The organism is Bradyrhizobium sp. MI1.11, from assembly GCF_055811255.1.
Genome location: NZ_JBVVPM010000096.1, coordinates 1 through 14,479 on the forward strand (window position 1 = coordinate 1; position 14,479 = coordinate 14,479).

Genomic DNA, 14,479 nt, shown 5'->3' on the forward strand with positions numbered 1-14,479 from the left:
AGCTGCACCCAACAGGCCGCACATATGGATGCAAGCGATCCGATCAAACCTCACAAAGCTCTTGTGCCACGGGGGCCAATGGTATGGACCCCGCCCTTGCCGCGGTGGAATCTCAAGCGTCAACTGCAGCGAAGGAGGATGTTATGCAGGTCGTTCGGATAGGTCTAGATCTGGCGAAGTATGTCTTCGAAGTTCACGGCGTCGACAACCACGGGAAAGTCGTTGTGCGAAAGAGGTTACGTCGCGATGCGGTGGCCGGCTTTTTCGCCAATTTACCGGCCTGCCTGGTCGGCATGGAGGCTTCCAACGGGGCACACTATTGGGCTCGCGTGCTCACGGAGCTTGGCCATCAGGTCCGACTAATCAGCCCTCAGTTCGTGACACCATACGTCAAGTCGAACAAAAACGACCAGAACGATGCGGAAGCCATCTGCGAAGCGGTCGGTCGTCCGTCCATGCGCTTCGTGCCACCGAAATCAACCGATCAGCTGGCGGTACAGGCCGTCCACCGCATTCGCCGGCGCCTGGTCGCCGATCGAGTCAGGCTCGTCAATCAGATTCGCGGTCTTCTGTCCGAGCATGGGATTGTCATTGCCCGTGACATCGGGCAGCTGCGGCGTGGCCTCGCGGTCATCGTAGGAAACATCAATGACGACCTCAGCGAGATGCTCCGAGCGCTCATGAGGGAACTGCAAGAGGAGTTGTCCGAGCTTGATACCCGCATTGCAGCCTATGACCGGCGGATAAGGGAAATCTTCCGTACGAGTGAGCAGTGCCAGCGGCTCGGCAAAATCGAAGGCGTCGGACCTGTGACAGCAACAGCCTTGGTCGCCGCCGTGGGCGATAGAAGCTGTTTCAAGAACGGCCGACAGTTCGCGGCTTGGCTTGGTCTAGTACCCAAGCAGCGATCCAGTGGAGGGCGGGCCCGCTTGTTCGGCATCAGCAAACGGGGCGATCGATACCTGCGGACGCTGATGATTCACGGAGCTCGCGCCGCTTTAAGCCGTGCTAATGGCAAGCAGGATCCGCGAAGCCTCTGGCTCGGCAAGATGCGGCAACGGCGCCATCCCAATGTCGCGGCCGTGGCTCTTGCCAACAAGAACGCGCGGATCGTGTGGGCTATGCTCACAGGCGGCGCGGCTTATGAGCCGGCGCTTTCGGTGAAGGCGGCCTGAAGCGAAGCGGCAATCAAGGAAAGGAGGTCTCACCGGCAATTGCAACAAATGGCAGGAGATGGCGAAACGGTCACCCCGTCGCTTCCCGAACCTGATGTGTGGACCGGCACGGCTTGCGCCGATGTCTCGGGGCCGTTGAGGTGGAAGCGGGCGAAAACCATCGAGGCTCGCGGCGGAGACGTTGTCCAGCCGCATCAAGAAGCCGGATATACGTCAGCAGTTGTGGCCGTCGATCCTGATCAAGCCAGTCGTTGCAATCGGGCGGGGTCCATATACGTCCACATATGGGTCGCGGCCGGCATGATCGAGGCCAACAAGGGCTTTCGACGATTGAAGGCGCATAAGCAATTGTCGGTTCTGCGTGCAGCCCTTCAAGCTCACCACGATCGCATGACGATCAAGCCCGTTGCCCACGTCTCGAGGGCCGCGTAACATTCATCCCGGCAACGTCGGCCCGACGTAGTTCAACACCGATCGGGACATCCCCCTTCGAGCGTCCCCCAGGCTCAGAACACCAGCCCCAACGCCAGCCAGGCCGTAAGAGACACGCAGAGGCCAATTCCCAGGTAAGGCAATACTGTGCACATCGGCTCCCTCCCTGGTTCCGACGCCATGGAATGCTGCAAGACTCCTCGTGGCACAACCTGTTTGGATAACACACGCGTAACAAACTTCGCCGAGGGCCACGCGCAGGCCCGGCATTTCACCCAAAACCCGACAGATGCTTGGGTTTGCGCTATCGACCATTCTGCGGCCGGTTTTCCTCGCGGTGAAGCCACGACATTGCATCGGCCCAGAAATCAGCCTCTTGTAGCGCAAGTCCCGTCAGTGTGACGGTGCCCCGGTACGCCACCTGCCCGGTCATGGCATCGACCACAGTCCACCCGAGCGCGTCACGGCGGATCATATACCGCATAGGTGCATCTAGAAGGCTCATCGGCCACCATTTTGCCGACATGCAGCGGCCTCGCAACTACCAAAAGAAGTCGCTGGGCGCGCGTACCGCACCAAGTTAGCCTCGTCCGATGACCGTTCGGGAAACACACAAGATGGACTGGAAGAAGGAACTAGAGGCGCTGCTTCAACAATCCGCGGCAATTGTCAAACGCGCAAGAACATTAGCGCCTATTCCAAAGCCGACAGCGCCCATCGCGCCGATTGCAAACGCTCCCCAACGGGCTTCCACGCCCGATCCTCCCCGGCCGTTGAGCTGGGACAGCTCCGAGCGAGAGCACATCAGCAAGCGAGTTGCGAATTTTAAAGTGCATCAAGAGCGCGTGCAGCCAGAGCGCGAGGAATATTGTTGCCGCACGATGCAGCGGACACGCGATCTCGCGAGAGGCCAAGGCTTAGAGGAGCAGACCTAAGTGCACGCAAAATGCGCGTAACTTTGCTAATTCCGCCATCAGTCCCCGGCGGCCGTCGCCGCGAGCTTGTCGACAAGGTGCGAAGTGACTGTAAGGTGTCGGTCAGGCGGGCCTGCTCCACGCTTCGGGTGATCGCGCTCTTTACGTCTACAAGTCGAAGCGCGGCGACCAGGCCGCTCAAACACCGGATCAAGGACATCCGCGCGACGCGGGTGAGATACGGCTATCGGCGCATTCATGTGCTGCTGCAACGGGAGGGCTGGGCCGTTAACGTCAAACGGGTCTATCGCCTGTACCGGGAATTGAGCCTGCAATTACGCAACAAAACGCCCAAGCGCCGCGTCAAGGCCAAGCTGCGAGAAGATCGAACCGATGCCAAACAGATCAACGAGACCTGGGCCATGGACTTCGTTCACGACCAGCTGGCCACCGGCCGCAAACTCCGCGTGCTGACGATTGTCGACCTCTTCAGCCGCTTCTCGCCGGCGGTCGATCCGCGGTTCAGCTATCGAGGCGAGGACGTTGTGCTGACTCTGGAGCGCATCTGCAAAACCGTCGGTTACCCGTACCTGTTGCGCAGATTGAAGATCGAGCGGCCCGACAATGCGGGGGCAATGGACATCACCTACATTCCGATGCGGCGTGGCTTCGTCTATCTCTCGGCGGTCGTCGATGTGTTCAGCCGACGGGTCCTGGCCCATCGCGTCTCGATCACAATGGAGGCGGCCTTCTGCGTCGAAGCGGTCCAGGAGGCGTTGGCGAAGCACGGCAGGCCCGAGATTTTCAACACGTACCAGGGCAGCCAGTTCACCAGCCTCGAGTTCACCGATGTGCTGCTGGACGCGAAGATCGCCATCAGCATGGACGGCAAGGGCGCCTGGCGCGAAAACGTGTTTGTCGAGCGGCTCTGGCGCACGGTCAAATACGAAGAAGTTTATCTCCGCGCCTACGACAGCGTGTCCGAGGCGCGAGCGTCAATTGCCAAGTATCTGGCCTTCTACAATCAGGGACGCCCTCACTCGAGCCTTGACGGGCGCACGCCCGACGAGGCTTACTTCGGCACGAAAGCTATGGTGATGGCCGCATGACCCTCGCCGACGATTTTGTCGTCGCTCTGGTCGGGCTACGCCCTCCCGACGCAACGACAAAATCGTAAAGCCCCGCGTTCAGCATAACCCGGCAGGAATCCACTTAAATCCAGCGGGGCGCTGTCCAATCAACCGGGGCCAGCTCTAAACGGAGCGGCCCTTTTCCAACTTAGCCTCTGGTCCCAAACCGGGGTGCATTTCAGAAGCATGCCTAGAGATCAAAACGAGAGCAGGAATGAGCATCACCGAGACTGACACATCGCCTGTACTGATCGGATGGGACCAAATCGGCGAAGATATGAGGTGCATCGCGGAAACTGCTAGACCTTTGATGACGAATGGCCGTGGCCATTCCTGTCGGCCGGTAAATAGGCAGGCGTCGCGCATATCGCATCGAGCTATGGCGGAAAAGATGAGCTCGGGCGCGCGGCGGTAGGTGGTGTCGGCCGGAGCGGATCGTTGCGACAGGCTGCATCGCGAGCATGCGGTGCGTGCAATTCGGGCAGGCGCAAACGGTTCGACCGGGCCGGTCGAGGCACCGCGAGAGCGCAAGCGTCGATATGGCGCTACGATCAAGGACGCGATGAGCGCGTTGTGGGAGGCGTCGGATGGTGTGCGGCAAGCGGCTCAAGGGCCAAGTTTCGTCAAGTCCTGCAGCTACGCGAATCATGAGGCTCGCTCCTTTTGTGTCTCGATCGACGGCAGCAGCCCACCGTGGATCTTTGCCTCAAAGCTCCGCAGCCGCTGATAGATCGAGATCAGTTCGACGATCGTGCTCCAGGAGTTGACGAGATACTGAAACGAGGTTCGCACTTGCGTGAACGCGTTGAGGATCTGGTTCATCGACCCGAGGGTGATCTTGCCCGCGATGATTGTGGGCGCAAGGAGCAGATAAGGAAAGATGACGTCAGTCTGCAGATAGACGATTCGGCCGATATTGAAGTACATGAAGTTCAGATAGAGCCTAAAGTAATTCCTGCGAATGTCGCTAAACAGCACGCTCAATGTCGGCGCATTGGCACGCGCCGTATCATCCTCGCCGAGCACGAGCTCCTTGCGATAGGCCGCTTCGACCCGCTGATTGAAAAATTCAATTCCGGGCAGGCGGATGCCGATAAGCGCGAGAACGCCGGTGCCCAGGATCGACCAGATGACAGCGGCGAACACCAGCGGATAGGGAATCGAGCCGAACAGAGGCAGGTCAGTGACGTTGCTGGACAGCCTCACCAGAACGGGCAGAAAGGCCAAGAGCGTCAGCATCGCACTGATGAGATTAACGCCTAGACTCTCCATGGTGCTGGCAAAGCGCATGGTGTCTTCCTGAATCCGCTGGGAGGCTCCTTCGATCGTGCGCAGCCGTGGCCAGTTCGCGACGTAAAAACCGTTCATCGCCGTGCGCCAGCGGAAGATGTAGTGGCTGACGAAAAATCGCGTCATCACGCCGACCACGACGGCCACAAGCGCAATCCCGGCAAAGGTCGACAACTCGCTGTAGAACTGCGCGACTGTTACCGCCGCCGACTTCGAAAGCGCAGCCTGGATCAGGTCGTAAAACGGTCCGTACCAGCTGTTGATCGCGACCGAGACCTGGACCTGAAAGTAAGAGGTGAACAGGATCAGCGCTGAACCAAGAATGGACCACGTCGCCCAGGGATGCGGGGCAAATAACATCCATGCAACGGCGAACACCGTAACGGTCAGCGCAAAATATAGATCGAACCACAGCGCCGAGGCCGACCAGAACGTCGCAAGCCCAATCGGCTTGTCCGAGGATTGAAAGAGATTGCCGGCAAAACCATACCAAACCGCCATCGCGAATGCGGCCCAAAGAATTGACGACGCAAAGAACAACTTTGGTCGCGGGAAGAATGAAACAAACATGCTCGCTGTCCTTTATCGACTTAGAACTTCAGCTCAGAAGATGAACTCACCGGGTCCATTGGCCACCTCGCTCCTCACAAGAGACTACTCACGCGCACACCCAAGCGCTCGCGCGAGGGTCATCGAGCATCCAATATCTGGCGGCAAGCGTAGGAACGGTCGGCAAGCGTTATCGGCGGTCTGGGCATGGCGGTGTGGTAGGAAGCCTCGGGTGGAGAACGGCTCGCTGAACCAATAAACAAGATCCCTTCGGGCCGCATCCTTCATGCGGGAGGGCGGAGGTTGTGATTGGGATGCTCTGTCGACCGCGGGACACAGCCGCCTCTGCGACGAACGGGGCAGCATCTGCAGGGCATCGGTTCAATCGAATAGACTTTCATCTGATCTCTCGGGCCGGTGGGTGCAACACGAGCATGGTCGTAACGGGGTCTTTAGTGGCGGCACGGGACAAGAGCAAGAGTTTTGCAAACCGCTTCACCCTTCTCACTTGCGGTGTGGTTTGCCACATCTGACTTGCCGTGCGCTTACTCCACTGAAATCAGCGGCCCGCTGCTCGCTCTCTCTTACGCAGTCTACGCTCGCACGCGAAGGTGCACGGCAACGCTCTTGGAGATGATCTGCGACGCCGCAACCTGACGCAGCGTTCGGTTCACGCGTCTCTTTCGGCGCAAATGTTGCGATGCAGTTACAGCAGTTCGCGTCGACGTTGTTAACACGCACGCGGCTCGGGGCACTCAAGGCATGAGAGTAGAAATGAAGAACTTCTTGCTTACGACCGTGAGCATTGTGGCGCTTGGCGCAATTGCGTCCGCATCCGGTGCAGACCTGGCTGCGCAGCCCGTCCAACCTCTCTACTCTAAAGCTCCGCAGCCTGTCGCGGCTGCAATTTACGACTGGATCGGCCTCTACGTCGTGTGAACGACGGCTTAGGCTCAAGCTCCAATTGCTGGGACTACTATCTCTGAGGGCTGTCATGATGCGACCGAAATGCTGTCCTTCGCGGTCATCGACTGCGCATGTGTGCTGATGTCGTCAAGCAGCTATGGTGGGTTCAACGTGGCGTGTTGAGGTATCCGCGGCCACTACGACCAACAATGCGACGCTGAGGATTGCCCATTCCAGGATCCGCAGCTCGGAAAAGCGGTCACATCCGCTCAGGACACTTAGTGAGGGGCACCACGTTGTCCATGTGGACCGGAGCTGAGCGTGTGCTTTGCCGCTTCACGACCTGTTCAAGCACAAGAGCCTCTATTGCGAGCTCATCTGCCAAGCGTCGGAAGAGTTCGTGCTTTTGCGGGTCGCTTGCTCTGCTGCTCATAACGGCCAAATCCGCAGCATCGGCGCGGAGCTTGTTCAATTTTTCCATGAGGTCGTTCATCTTGTCGCCAGATCCCAAATCCACCTCACCCCCCGGCGCTCCACTCTCATCTGTTGATTCCAAGCCTCTGCATCTTAACAACGACCGCGCGAATTGCTGTAATCGCCTCGCAACAGTCGCGCCGAGAGAAATGTTCGAACCGAACGTCGCGTTAGGTTGCGTCCTTGCAGATCAGCCCAGCGCTTCATACTGTCTCACACCAGAGATGGACATGCATGAGGAGCGGCGCATCCAGATCGAGCAGGAGCTTCGCGGGGCCGTCATGGCCGATTTTATCGAGCTGCACTACGCGGCCGTGGTTTCGCTCAAACACGATGCATCATCCGGTTCGAAGCGCGGCGCGCTGGAAAACAGGATTTGGAGGCATGTTCCGCCGGAGGTGCTTATTGCGACGGCAGAAGAAGCCGGATCATCGCGCTCGGAGGTCCGCTTTTTCGCCGCGCCCGTTTGGATGCCAGTTGGACGGCACGACCGTAGCGCTCGCGCGGGCGGCACTGGTCATGGTTGCGGCGCGGGTGATTGTAGTTTGCCGGCCAGGCATTGGGTCGCTCGGGCTGGTTCATGTTTTCGTGGGTCACGGTCCTTTCCGAGATCGCGCAGCGCCTCACGATGATGTCCGGGCCGGGCGCCTCAACGTTTGCAGGGGGAGGGCCGAGGCGCGACCAGCCGAATGAACGAGGTCGCCTCAACAGCTCGGCCCATGCGAGAATGGCGTTGCTGGTGAGCTCGCTGCCGTTGTCGCTGACCACCACGCTGGGCTTGCCACGCTCAATCATCAGCCGGTCTAGTTCCCGCGGGGCTGCGGGTAATCCTTAGGGCGGAGACATTGGCTAGAAGGCATGCCAAAGCACCTACCTGGGTTGGCAGGTTGCTAACTATCCTGCCGTGCGTAGACTTCTTGAGCGACGATTTAGCGGAACAAGATCACCTTGCAATCTCAAACCGTGCTTTCGGCTGCTTGCAGAAGGCTCATCCTTCGATGAATCTACATCCATCCAGCTCACGTCCTATCGGTCCTGCGTCCTCAATTTACAGCTCTGCGCTCGAAAGCGGCATCATGAACGCTGAGTCGGGCATCACCTCGGCGCATGCGAGCATTCGGGCAAGAACCGTCTGGACGATTGTCCTCGGCTTTGCCGCCGATCCACTGATGCGTTGGAGTTGGCCGGACCCTGGCCAATATGTTGGCAGCATGACTCAGTTCATCGAGGCTTGTGGCGGACGGGCATTCGAGCATGGCACAGCATACGTCACGGGAGAGAGCCGCGCCGCCGCGGCCCTGTGGTTGCCTCCCGGCGTCCAGCAAGATGAGGATGCACTGGACACCATCATGGCGGTGTCCCTGCGCCCGGAAATCAGCGAACATATGGCACACGTGCGCCAGGGAATGGCCGAACATCATCCGTCCGAGCCACATTGGTATTTGCCCCTCATCGCCGTCGATCCGAACTGGGTCGGACGAGGGCTTGGCACATTGCTGATGAAGTACGCTCTTCAAAGATGTGATGAGCAGGGCGTCGCAGCCTACCTTGAAAGTTCGAATCCTGAGAACATTCCGCTTTACCAACGACACGGATTCAAGATTATTGGAGAGATACAGCACGGCTGCTCGCCGCCACTCACGCCGATGTTGCGAAAGGCGAATTGAGCGGAATTCTGAGCCGATTCGCATGCTTCGGCTCCGAGAGCGTCCTTGCACGCTCCGAGCTGAGGCGCATTGCCTCATCCAGAATGTTCTGGGCAAGTTCTCGGTGGTGATAGGGGCGGTGCCATCAAAGTGGTTCAGCGGCGTATGGCGGGAAAGATCAGCATGGGCGCGCGCCGGGAGGCGCTGCCGACCGCAGCGAACGACATACATCGAGCAAAATAAGCGTTTCCGTGCCCGCTCGCAGCGCGGTACTTCCGACGGAGGCGCAAGCCATCCTGATGCGAGTCAGCTGTAGGCTGGGATAAAATATTGGCTGGAGTGGCGAAAAAGCTTGAATCGGACGCAGCGCAAGATTGTACCAAGCAGATATTCGAGCATTTGGTCTACCGGCTGCTATCGCTAGTGGCGGGAGTGCGAATCAAGACCTCCAGCGAAGTAGTCGTCCTAATGACAATGGCCATTCTTGTTATCACTATGATCTTCTTCGTCGGCTTTGGAGTGGGTTATGGCGCTCGCAGTTGGCGGTCCCGCAAGCGACGTGAGCGCGCCCGGCGATATGGCGTTTTCCGTCACTCCGGCGGTGGTGCCCCGCCGCCCTTTCGAGTTCCTCCAGCCCCTCGTTTCTAGGGATTGGAATTATCCCGCCTGAGGAGGAATTGGATGGACAAGTGGTGTCTGACGGGACCCGTGAAGTGCAGAGTTGAATGCGGGGCGAACACCTTCGCTCAATTGCCGAGGAGGCACTTCGCGCTGTTCGACATATAGAACTGTTATGAGCCCCACGCGGTCCGCGAACGGAAAAGAACCCAGGCCGGTGCGATCCCGCGTCAGGGGCCCACAGACGTAGGAGCGACGGGAGCTGGCGCGGAGCCTTCCGCATAGCGCAGCGCCAGATCCCGGCGCGGGTGGCAGGTCACGAACTCGGACGGGGTTCTCCATCCGAGCGGCGAGTGGGGTCGCGTATCGTTGTAGTCGGCCCCGCCAGCATCCAAGCGTAACGCGGGCTTGGGCCAATGACGTGAACAGCGTCTCGTTCAAAAACTTATCCGCAGCCGACCGTTGATGGGGAAGACGGCCCCGCTCCCTCGGCGCCGGCGCTATGCTGGCGATGTCTGTACCTAACAGGAGCAATCATCATGGAAGCCGTGACAATTGGCTTGGATATCGCGAAGCACGTATTTCACGTTCATGCGGTTGACACTCAAGGTCAAGTGACCAGCCGCCAACGCCTCCGGCGCGACTTCTTCTCGTCGCTGTCGCCCTGCCTGGTTGGGAAGGTCACGCTCGATAGAGGCGACCCGGAAGACGACGAGTCACCGGTCGAAGAATTCCCATGGCGAGGAGCGTCATCAACTGAGTGCTGGTGGTGAATCGATTACGGGTTCGAGGAGGTCGAATGGATTCCGTTCGTCGAGGGAGGGCCACACCTGAGAACGGTCCGCAAGCTGATCCTGCCGTGAGCCGACCGATGGGACCCACGCGAGTCATCTCAATAAAGGGGCGAAAGAGAAGTTAGGACTTTTACGCTTTCAATCCGAGCCTTCCGGGTTTCCGAGGTCAATCAATTCGGCCAAAACGTGATCTAGACTACCCGCGTCCCGATCCAGCTCGATCAAGAAGGCACCGTAGAACTCGTTGTGATGGATTCGTCCAAAGCGCCGGTCGTCATAGATCTCTCTTTCCGCAGGTCGCGCTAGGCGCAAGCGCATGATGCCGTAATCGTCGCACAGAAGGGCCCCGCCAGACTTCAGGGCCGAGAGTTTCGTGCGCAATTCCTCACCTTTTAAGATCGCTTCGGCTGCCGCGTGGGTTTTTGAAGCAAATGCAAAGACGGGACGCCGGTCGACCTCAACCGCGAAAACGGAAAGGGAGGGGAATTCTCTCATTTCTTGATCTTCAGACCGATCTCAACGAGCCGTCGAATTGCTTCGGACAACTGAGCTGCTGCCGGTTTGATGGACACCGAGTTAAGCTAATCCCACCTTGCGTTCGAGCTCAACGGGGCCGGCCTCGCAACTACCAAAAGGGGGCGCTGGACGCGCGGACCGCACCAAGTTAGCCATCGTCCGATGGCCGTTCGGGGAGACACACAAACACAAGATGAGCTGGAAGAAGGAACTAGAGGCGCTGCTTCAACAATCCGCGGCAATGTCGAACGCGCAGGAACATTAGCGCCTATTCCAAAGCCGACAGCGCCCATCGCGCCGATTGCAAACGCTCCCCAACGGGCTTCCACGCCCGATCCTCCCCGGCCGTTGAGCTGGGACAGCTCCGAGCGAGAGCACATCAGCAAGCGAGTTGCGAATTTTAAAGTGCATCAAGAGCGCGTGCAGCCAGAGCGCGAGGAATATTGTTGCCGCACGATGCAGCGGACACGCGATCTCGCGAGAGGCCAAGGCTTAGAGGAGCAGACCTAAGTGCACGCAAAATGCGCGTAACTTTGCTAACTCCGCCATCAGTCCCCGGCGGCCGTCGCCTAAACGCTTCGCGGTGGACCATTGCCCTTGGCCGGGGGGCTGGCCGGACGCGTGCGCTGACCGCGGGCCTCTGGTGCGGATGTCGGATGAGGAACAAGAAGGCCAATTAACAATTGCGACACAGTTCTCACCCAGCAATATCAGCGCAGCTCAGTTCGGCATACTGCCTGCTTTGTTCCACGCTACCATCCCCGACGTTGGTGGCAACTGGGGAGCGATCTTGGAGAAAGACGGCCATGGCCGCTCCCACATTTCTGCTGAACATAGCAGATCAGCCACGCGCCGCGCCCATGGTGGCCTGGCGCGAAGGCATTCACGGACTGTTCAATGCGGCTGTGGACTTGACGCGTCGCTTCGGACAACGGAATCGTTGCGCGCCTGCCTAGAGCCGCACCAGCAGCAGACACCGGCGCCCGCAGATCTCCTGCGGCAAAACGCGAAGTGTTTCTCCAGCCGCCGCAGCAGTATCTGGTGTCGGACGGACCGCAGCTCGGGAGGAATGAGTCAAGGATATGTGCTGCAACCGGCACCCGGACGGCAGCGGCTCACGGGGACTAAAGAAGGCTCGCGGTCGTGCATCCCGCCGCGCGGAACGGCTGAAGCCGATGGGCAGGAACGCCAAGCGCGACAAGGTCGGACGCCAGACGCGCCAGGTCGGAGCGATCCAGCAAAGCATTATGAACCGTAGTGCGGATATCGCACGCGACGCCGCTTTCGAGCAGACGCACGAGGCTGGCCTTGGCGTTGATGCCGCTCCCAATGACGCCAGTGATCCACTCGTAATCATCGAACGCAGCCTTGACGTCGAAGCCGATCCAGTCGACGAGCGGCAGTACAGCGGACAGCTGTGTGGGACAGGGCCCGGCGGTGTGCAGTCCGACGCGAAAGCCGAGTTCGCCTCGCACGGCACGCATTGCGTCCGGCAGCGCAACCTGGAGAGTGGGTTCGCCGCCAGAGAACACCACGCCGTCGAGCAGCCCACGACGGCTATCGAGAAAAGATAGCACTCCCTGCCACGCGATTTCCGACTCTCCCCTCGGGGAAATCAGATGCGGGTTGTGGCAATAGCCGCACGACCAAGAGCAGCCCTGGCAGAAAACCGTTGCCACGAGCTCGCCCGGCCAGTCGCAGGTGGACAGCCGGGCGACCCCGCCGATTCGCAGCTCAGCCGAGCGCGGCGCGCGTTTCAGCGAAGAACCTGCGCTCATTGTGCTCGCCTTTCTTGCCGCAATTGAACGACGACACCGGCCGGTGATAACCCATCACGCGAGTCCAGACCTCACAGGGCTGGCGCTCGTCGTCGCTGAGCGTCCCCGCAGGATCGGTGCTCGTCGTATGGGCATTAGACTCGTTCATCTGTGGTCTCCTTTCAGTTCGCGGCGGCACGCCGCTTGAGTGCGAGCTTTTCGGCGTCGCATTTGGGACAGAAGACATGCTCGCCTTCGAGATAGCCGTGCGTCGGACAGATCGAGAATGTCGGCGTGACGGTGACGTAGGGTAGGCGGAAATTTGAGAGCGCCCGCCGCACGAGCTTCTTGCACGCTGCGCCTGAGGACAGGCGTGAGCCCATGTAGAGATGGAGCACCGTACCGCCGGTGTATTTGCGTTGCAGCTCGTCTTGCCGCTCAAGCGCCTCGAATGGATCATCGGTGAGGCCGACCGGAAGTTGGCTCGAATTGGTGTAATAGGGGAGATCGCCGGTGCCCGCCTGCAAGATTCCGGGGTAGCGCTTGCGGTCTTCCTTCGCGAAGCGGTAGGTCGTGCCCTCCGCGGGCGTGGCTTCGAGGTTGAACATGGTGGCGGTTTCGGTCTGGAACGCCGAGATGCGCGCACGCACATGATCAAGCAGCCGTACCGCAAAGGCATGGCCCCAAGGTGTGCTGATGTTCTCGCAATCGGCGGTGAGGTTGCGGATCATCTCGTTGACACCATTGACGCCTAGCGTGGAGAAATGGTTGCGTAGCGTGCCGAGATAGCGCTTGCTGTAGGGAAAAAGTCCGTGGTCCATGTAGCGTTGCACGACCGTGCGCTTGATTTCCAAGCTGTTGTGGCCGATTTCCAGCAGCGCATCGAGGCGATCGAATAGGCCCGCTTCGTCGCCGCGATGCAGATAGCCGAGGCGAGCGCAATTGATGGTAACCACACCGATAGAGCCGGTCTGCTCAGCGCTGCCGAACAGGCCGTTGCCGCGCTTGAGCAACTCGGTAAGATCGAGCTGCAGCCGACAGCACATCGAGCGGACCATGTTCGGCTTAAGCTCGGAATTGATGAAGTTCTGGAAGTAGGGCAGGCCGTATTTCGCCGTCATCTCGAACAGGCGATCTGCGTTCTCGCTCTCCCACGGAAAATCCGCGGCGACGTTGTAGGTCGGGATTGGAAACGTGAATACACGGCCCTTGGCATCGCCGTTCGTCATCACCTCCATATAGGCGCGGTTGATCATGTCCATTTCGGACTGCAGGTCGCCATAGGTGAAATCCATCTCCTCTCCGTCGATCACCGGCACCTGTTCGCGCAGGTCCTCCGGGCAGGTCCAGTCGAAGGTGAGATTGGTGAAAGGCGTCTGCGTGCCCCAGCGCGAAGGGACATTGAGGTTGTAGATGAGCTCCTGGATCGATTGCAGTACATCGCCGTAGCTCAAGCGGTCCCTCCGGATGAACGGCGCCATATAGGTGTCGAACGAACTGAAGGCTTGCGCGCCCACCCACTCGTTCTGCAACGTGCCGAGGAAATTGACGATCTGCCCGACCGCACTCGACAGATGCTTCGGCGGGCCGGCCTCGACCTTGCCGGGCACCCCGTTCAAGCCCTCGGTTAAGAGCGTGCGCAGCGACCAGCCGGCACAATACCCGGTGAGCATGTCGAGGTCATGGATATGGAGGTCGCCGTCACGATGGGCGCGGCCGATCTCCGGCGGGTAGATGTGCGACAGCCAGTAGTTGGCGACGACCTTGCCAGAGAGGTTTAGGATGAGTCCGCCCAGCGAATAACCCTGGTTGGCGTTGGCATTTACGCGCCAATCGCTACGTTCGAGATACTCGTTGATGGAAGCGGCGACATCAACCGTCGTCGTGTGGTCCTGGCGCACCTGTCCGCGTTTCTCGCGATAGACGATATAGGCGCGCGCAGTGGCGAAATAGTCCGCCGCGATCAGCACCTGCTCGACGATATCCTGTACCTCCTCAACTTTGGGAGTTGCGCCGACGAAGCGGTGCGCGATGACCTTGATAGTCTCTTCCATGAGCCGGCCGGCCGCCTCGTCGTCGAACTCGCCGCTCGCCCGCCCCGCGCGCGCGATCGCAGAACGGATCTTGCTGGCATCGAAGACAAGCGTGCCGCCCTCGCGTTTGACGATCGAGCGCGGCAATGCGGCTTGCAACGAATTGCTTTGACCCTGGCTGTTCTCTAATTCCGGGCGTGAGGTCAAGCTCTCCTTGAACATCCTTGCCGGGTCCATGGTTCTCT

11 protein-coding genes and 4 pseudogenes are annotated in these 14,479 nt (G+C 59.6%); 7 read left to right on the forward strand and 8 right to left on the reverse strand.

The window, feature by feature from the left end:
* Nucleotides 1-143 precede the first annotated feature (143 nt).
* The 4 genes and pseudogenes from AC0L30_RS40895 (at nt 144) to AC0L30_RS40910 (ending at nt 3,630) form a co-directional block, all read left to right on the forward strand.
* Nucleotides 144-1,175, forward strand: coding sequence for an IS110 family RNA-guided transposase (locus AC0L30_RS40895; protein ID WP_473406632.1), 1,032 nt, complete (start codon nt 144-146; stop codon nt 1,173-1,175).
* A 285-nt stretch (nt 1,176-1,460) separates the two neighbouring features.
* A pseudogene (locus AC0L30_RS40900) lies at nt 1,461-1,607 on the forward strand (IS256 family transposase); the annotation flags it as partial.
* A gap of 617 nt (nt 1,608-2,224) precedes the next feature.
* Nucleotides 2,225-2,542 carry a hypothetical protein gene (locus tag AC0L30_RS40905; protein ID WP_473406633.1) on the forward strand — a complete coding sequence of 106 codons (318 nt, stop codon included), beginning with the start codon at nt 2,225-2,227 and terminating at the stop codon, nt 2,540-2,542.
* Nucleotides 2,543-2,553: 11 nt separating this feature from the next.
* Nucleotides 2,554-3,630 (forward strand): annotated as a pseudogene (locus AC0L30_RS40910) (IS3 family transposase).
* A gap of 666 nt (nt 3,631-4,296) precedes the next feature.
* Here the strand turns inward: AC0L30_RS40910 and sbmA are convergent.
* Nucleotides 4,297-5,511, reverse strand: coding sequence for a peptide antibiotic transporter SbmA (gene sbmA, locus AC0L30_RS40915; protein ID WP_473308848.1), 1,215 nt, complete (start codon nt 5,509-5,511; stop codon nt 4,297-4,299).
* A 753-nt stretch (nt 5,512-6,264) separates the two neighbouring features.
* Between sbmA and AC0L30_RS40920 the strand changes: the two genes are divergently transcribed.
* Nucleotides 6,265-6,429 carry a hypothetical protein gene (locus tag AC0L30_RS40920; protein WP_473308847.1) on the forward strand — a complete coding sequence of 55 codons (165 nt, stop codon included), beginning with the start codon at nt 6,265-6,267 and terminating at the stop codon, nt 6,427-6,429.
* A 226-nt stretch (nt 6,430-6,655) separates the two neighbouring features.
* Here the strand turns inward: AC0L30_RS40920 and AC0L30_RS40925 are convergent, their stop codons facing one another.
* Both AC0L30_RS40925 and AC0L30_RS40930 read right to left on the reverse strand, forming a co-directional pair.
* The gene (locus AC0L30_RS40925; protein ID WP_473308846.1) at nt 6,656-6,889 is read right to left on the reverse strand and encodes a hypothetical protein; all 234 of its coding nucleotides are present in this window, start codon (nt 6,887-6,889) and stop codon (nt 6,656-6,658) included.
* A 383-nt stretch (nt 6,890-7,272) separates the two neighbouring features.
* A complete protein-coding gene (locus AC0L30_RS40930; protein WP_473308845.1) occupies nt 7,273-7,665 on the reverse strand; it encodes a hypothetical protein in 393 nt (130 codons plus the stop codon).
* A gap of 122 nt (nt 7,666-7,787) precedes the next feature.
* Between AC0L30_RS40930 and AC0L30_RS40935 the strand changes: the two genes are divergently transcribed.
* On the forward strand, nt 7,788-8,537 hold the full coding sequence (locus AC0L30_RS40935; RefSeq protein WP_473406634.1) for a GNAT family N-acetyltransferase: 750 nt from the start codon (nt 7,788-7,790) through the stop codon (nt 8,535-8,537).
* Between the two features lie 827 nt (nt 8,538-9,364).
* On the opposite strand, the pseudogene AC0L30_RS40940 reads toward AC0L30_RS40935, so the two are convergent.
* Nucleotides 9,365-9,584 (reverse strand): annotated as a pseudogene (locus AC0L30_RS40940) (integrase core domain-containing protein); the annotation flags it as partial.
* A gap of 89 nt (nt 9,585-9,673) precedes the next feature.
* Between AC0L30_RS40940 and AC0L30_RS40945 the strand changes: the two are divergent.
* Nucleotides 9,674-9,811: pseudogene (locus tag AC0L30_RS40945) on the forward strand (IS110 family transposase); the annotation flags it as partial.
* 255 nt (nt 9,812-10,066) lie between these two features.
* On the opposite strand, the gene AC0L30_RS40950 reads toward AC0L30_RS40945, so the two are convergent.
* The 4 genes from AC0L30_RS40950 to AC0L30_RS40965 all read right to left on the reverse strand — a co-directional run bounded on the left by AC0L30_RS40950 (nt 10,067) and on the right by AC0L30_RS40965 (nt 14,471).
* Entirely contained in the window at nt 10,067-10,423 is a 357-nt protein-coding gene (locus tag AC0L30_RS40950; protein ID WP_473308843.1) for a hypothetical protein, read from the reverse strand.
* A 1,145-nt stretch (nt 10,424-11,568) separates the two neighbouring features.
* Nucleotides 11,569-12,222: an anaerobic ribonucleoside-triphosphate reductase activating protein gene (locus AC0L30_RS40955; protein ID WP_473308842.1), complete on the reverse strand. Its 654-nt coding sequence runs from the start codon at nt 12,220-12,222 to the stop codon at nt 11,569-11,571.
* Nucleotides 12,179-12,370, reverse strand: a complete 192-nt coding sequence (gene nrdD / locus AC0L30_RS40960; RefSeq protein ID WP_473308841.1) for an anaerobic ribonucleoside-triphosphate reductase — start codon at nt 12,368-12,370, stop codon at nt 12,179-12,181. The genes AC0L30_RS40955 and nrdD overlap by 44 nt, the downstream gene beginning before the upstream one ends.
* 13 nt (nt 12,371-12,383) lie before the next feature.
* Nucleotides 12,384-14,471, reverse strand: a complete 2,088-nt coding sequence (locus AC0L30_RS40965; RefSeq protein WP_473308840.1) for a ribonucleoside triphosphate reductase — start codon at nt 14,469-14,471, stop codon at nt 12,384-12,386.
* Nucleotides 14,472-14,479: the final 8 nt, after the last annotated feature.

Bases quoted from the DNA above. Each gene is read 5' to 3' on its own strand.
- AC0L30_RS40950 (WP_473308843.1), bottom strand. From the start codon at position 10,423: ATGAGAGAATTCCCCTCCCTTTCCGTTTTCGCGGTTGAGGTCGACCGG.
- sbmA (WP_473308848.1), bottom strand. From the start codon at position 5,511: ATGTTTGTTTCATTCTTCCCGCGACCAAAGTTGTTCTTTGCGTCGTCA.
- AC0L30_RS40930 (WP_473308845.1), bottom strand. From the start codon at position 7,665: ATGATTGAGCGTGGCAAGCCCAGCGTGGTGGTCAGCGACAACGGCAGC.
- AC0L30_RS40920 (WP_473308847.1), top strand. From the start codon at position 6,265: ATGAAGAACTTCTTGCTTACGACCGTGAGCATTGTGGCGCTTGGCGCA.
- AC0L30_RS40925 (WP_473308846.1), bottom strand. From the start codon at position 6,889: ATGAACGACCTCATGGAAAAATTGAACAAGCTCCGCGCCGATGCTGCG.
- nrdD (WP_473308841.1), bottom strand. From the start codon at position 12,370: ATGAACGAGTCTAATGCCCATACGACGAGCACCGATCCTGCGGGGACG.
- AC0L30_RS40955 (WP_473308842.1), bottom strand. From the start codon at position 12,222: ATGAGCGCAGGTTCTTCGCTGAAACGCGCGCCGCGCTCGGCTGAGCTG.
- AC0L30_RS40905 (WP_473406633.1), top strand. From the start codon at position 2,225: ATGGACTGGAAGAAGGAACTAGAGGCGCTGCTTCAACAATCCGCGGCA.
- AC0L30_RS40895 (WP_473406632.1), top strand. From the start codon at position 144: ATGCAGGTCGTTCGGATAGGTCTAGATCTGGCGAAGTATGTCTTCGAA.
- AC0L30_RS40965 (WP_473308840.1), bottom strand. From the start codon at position 14,471: ATGGACCCGGCAAGGATGTTCAAGGAGAGCTTGACCTCACGCCCGGAA.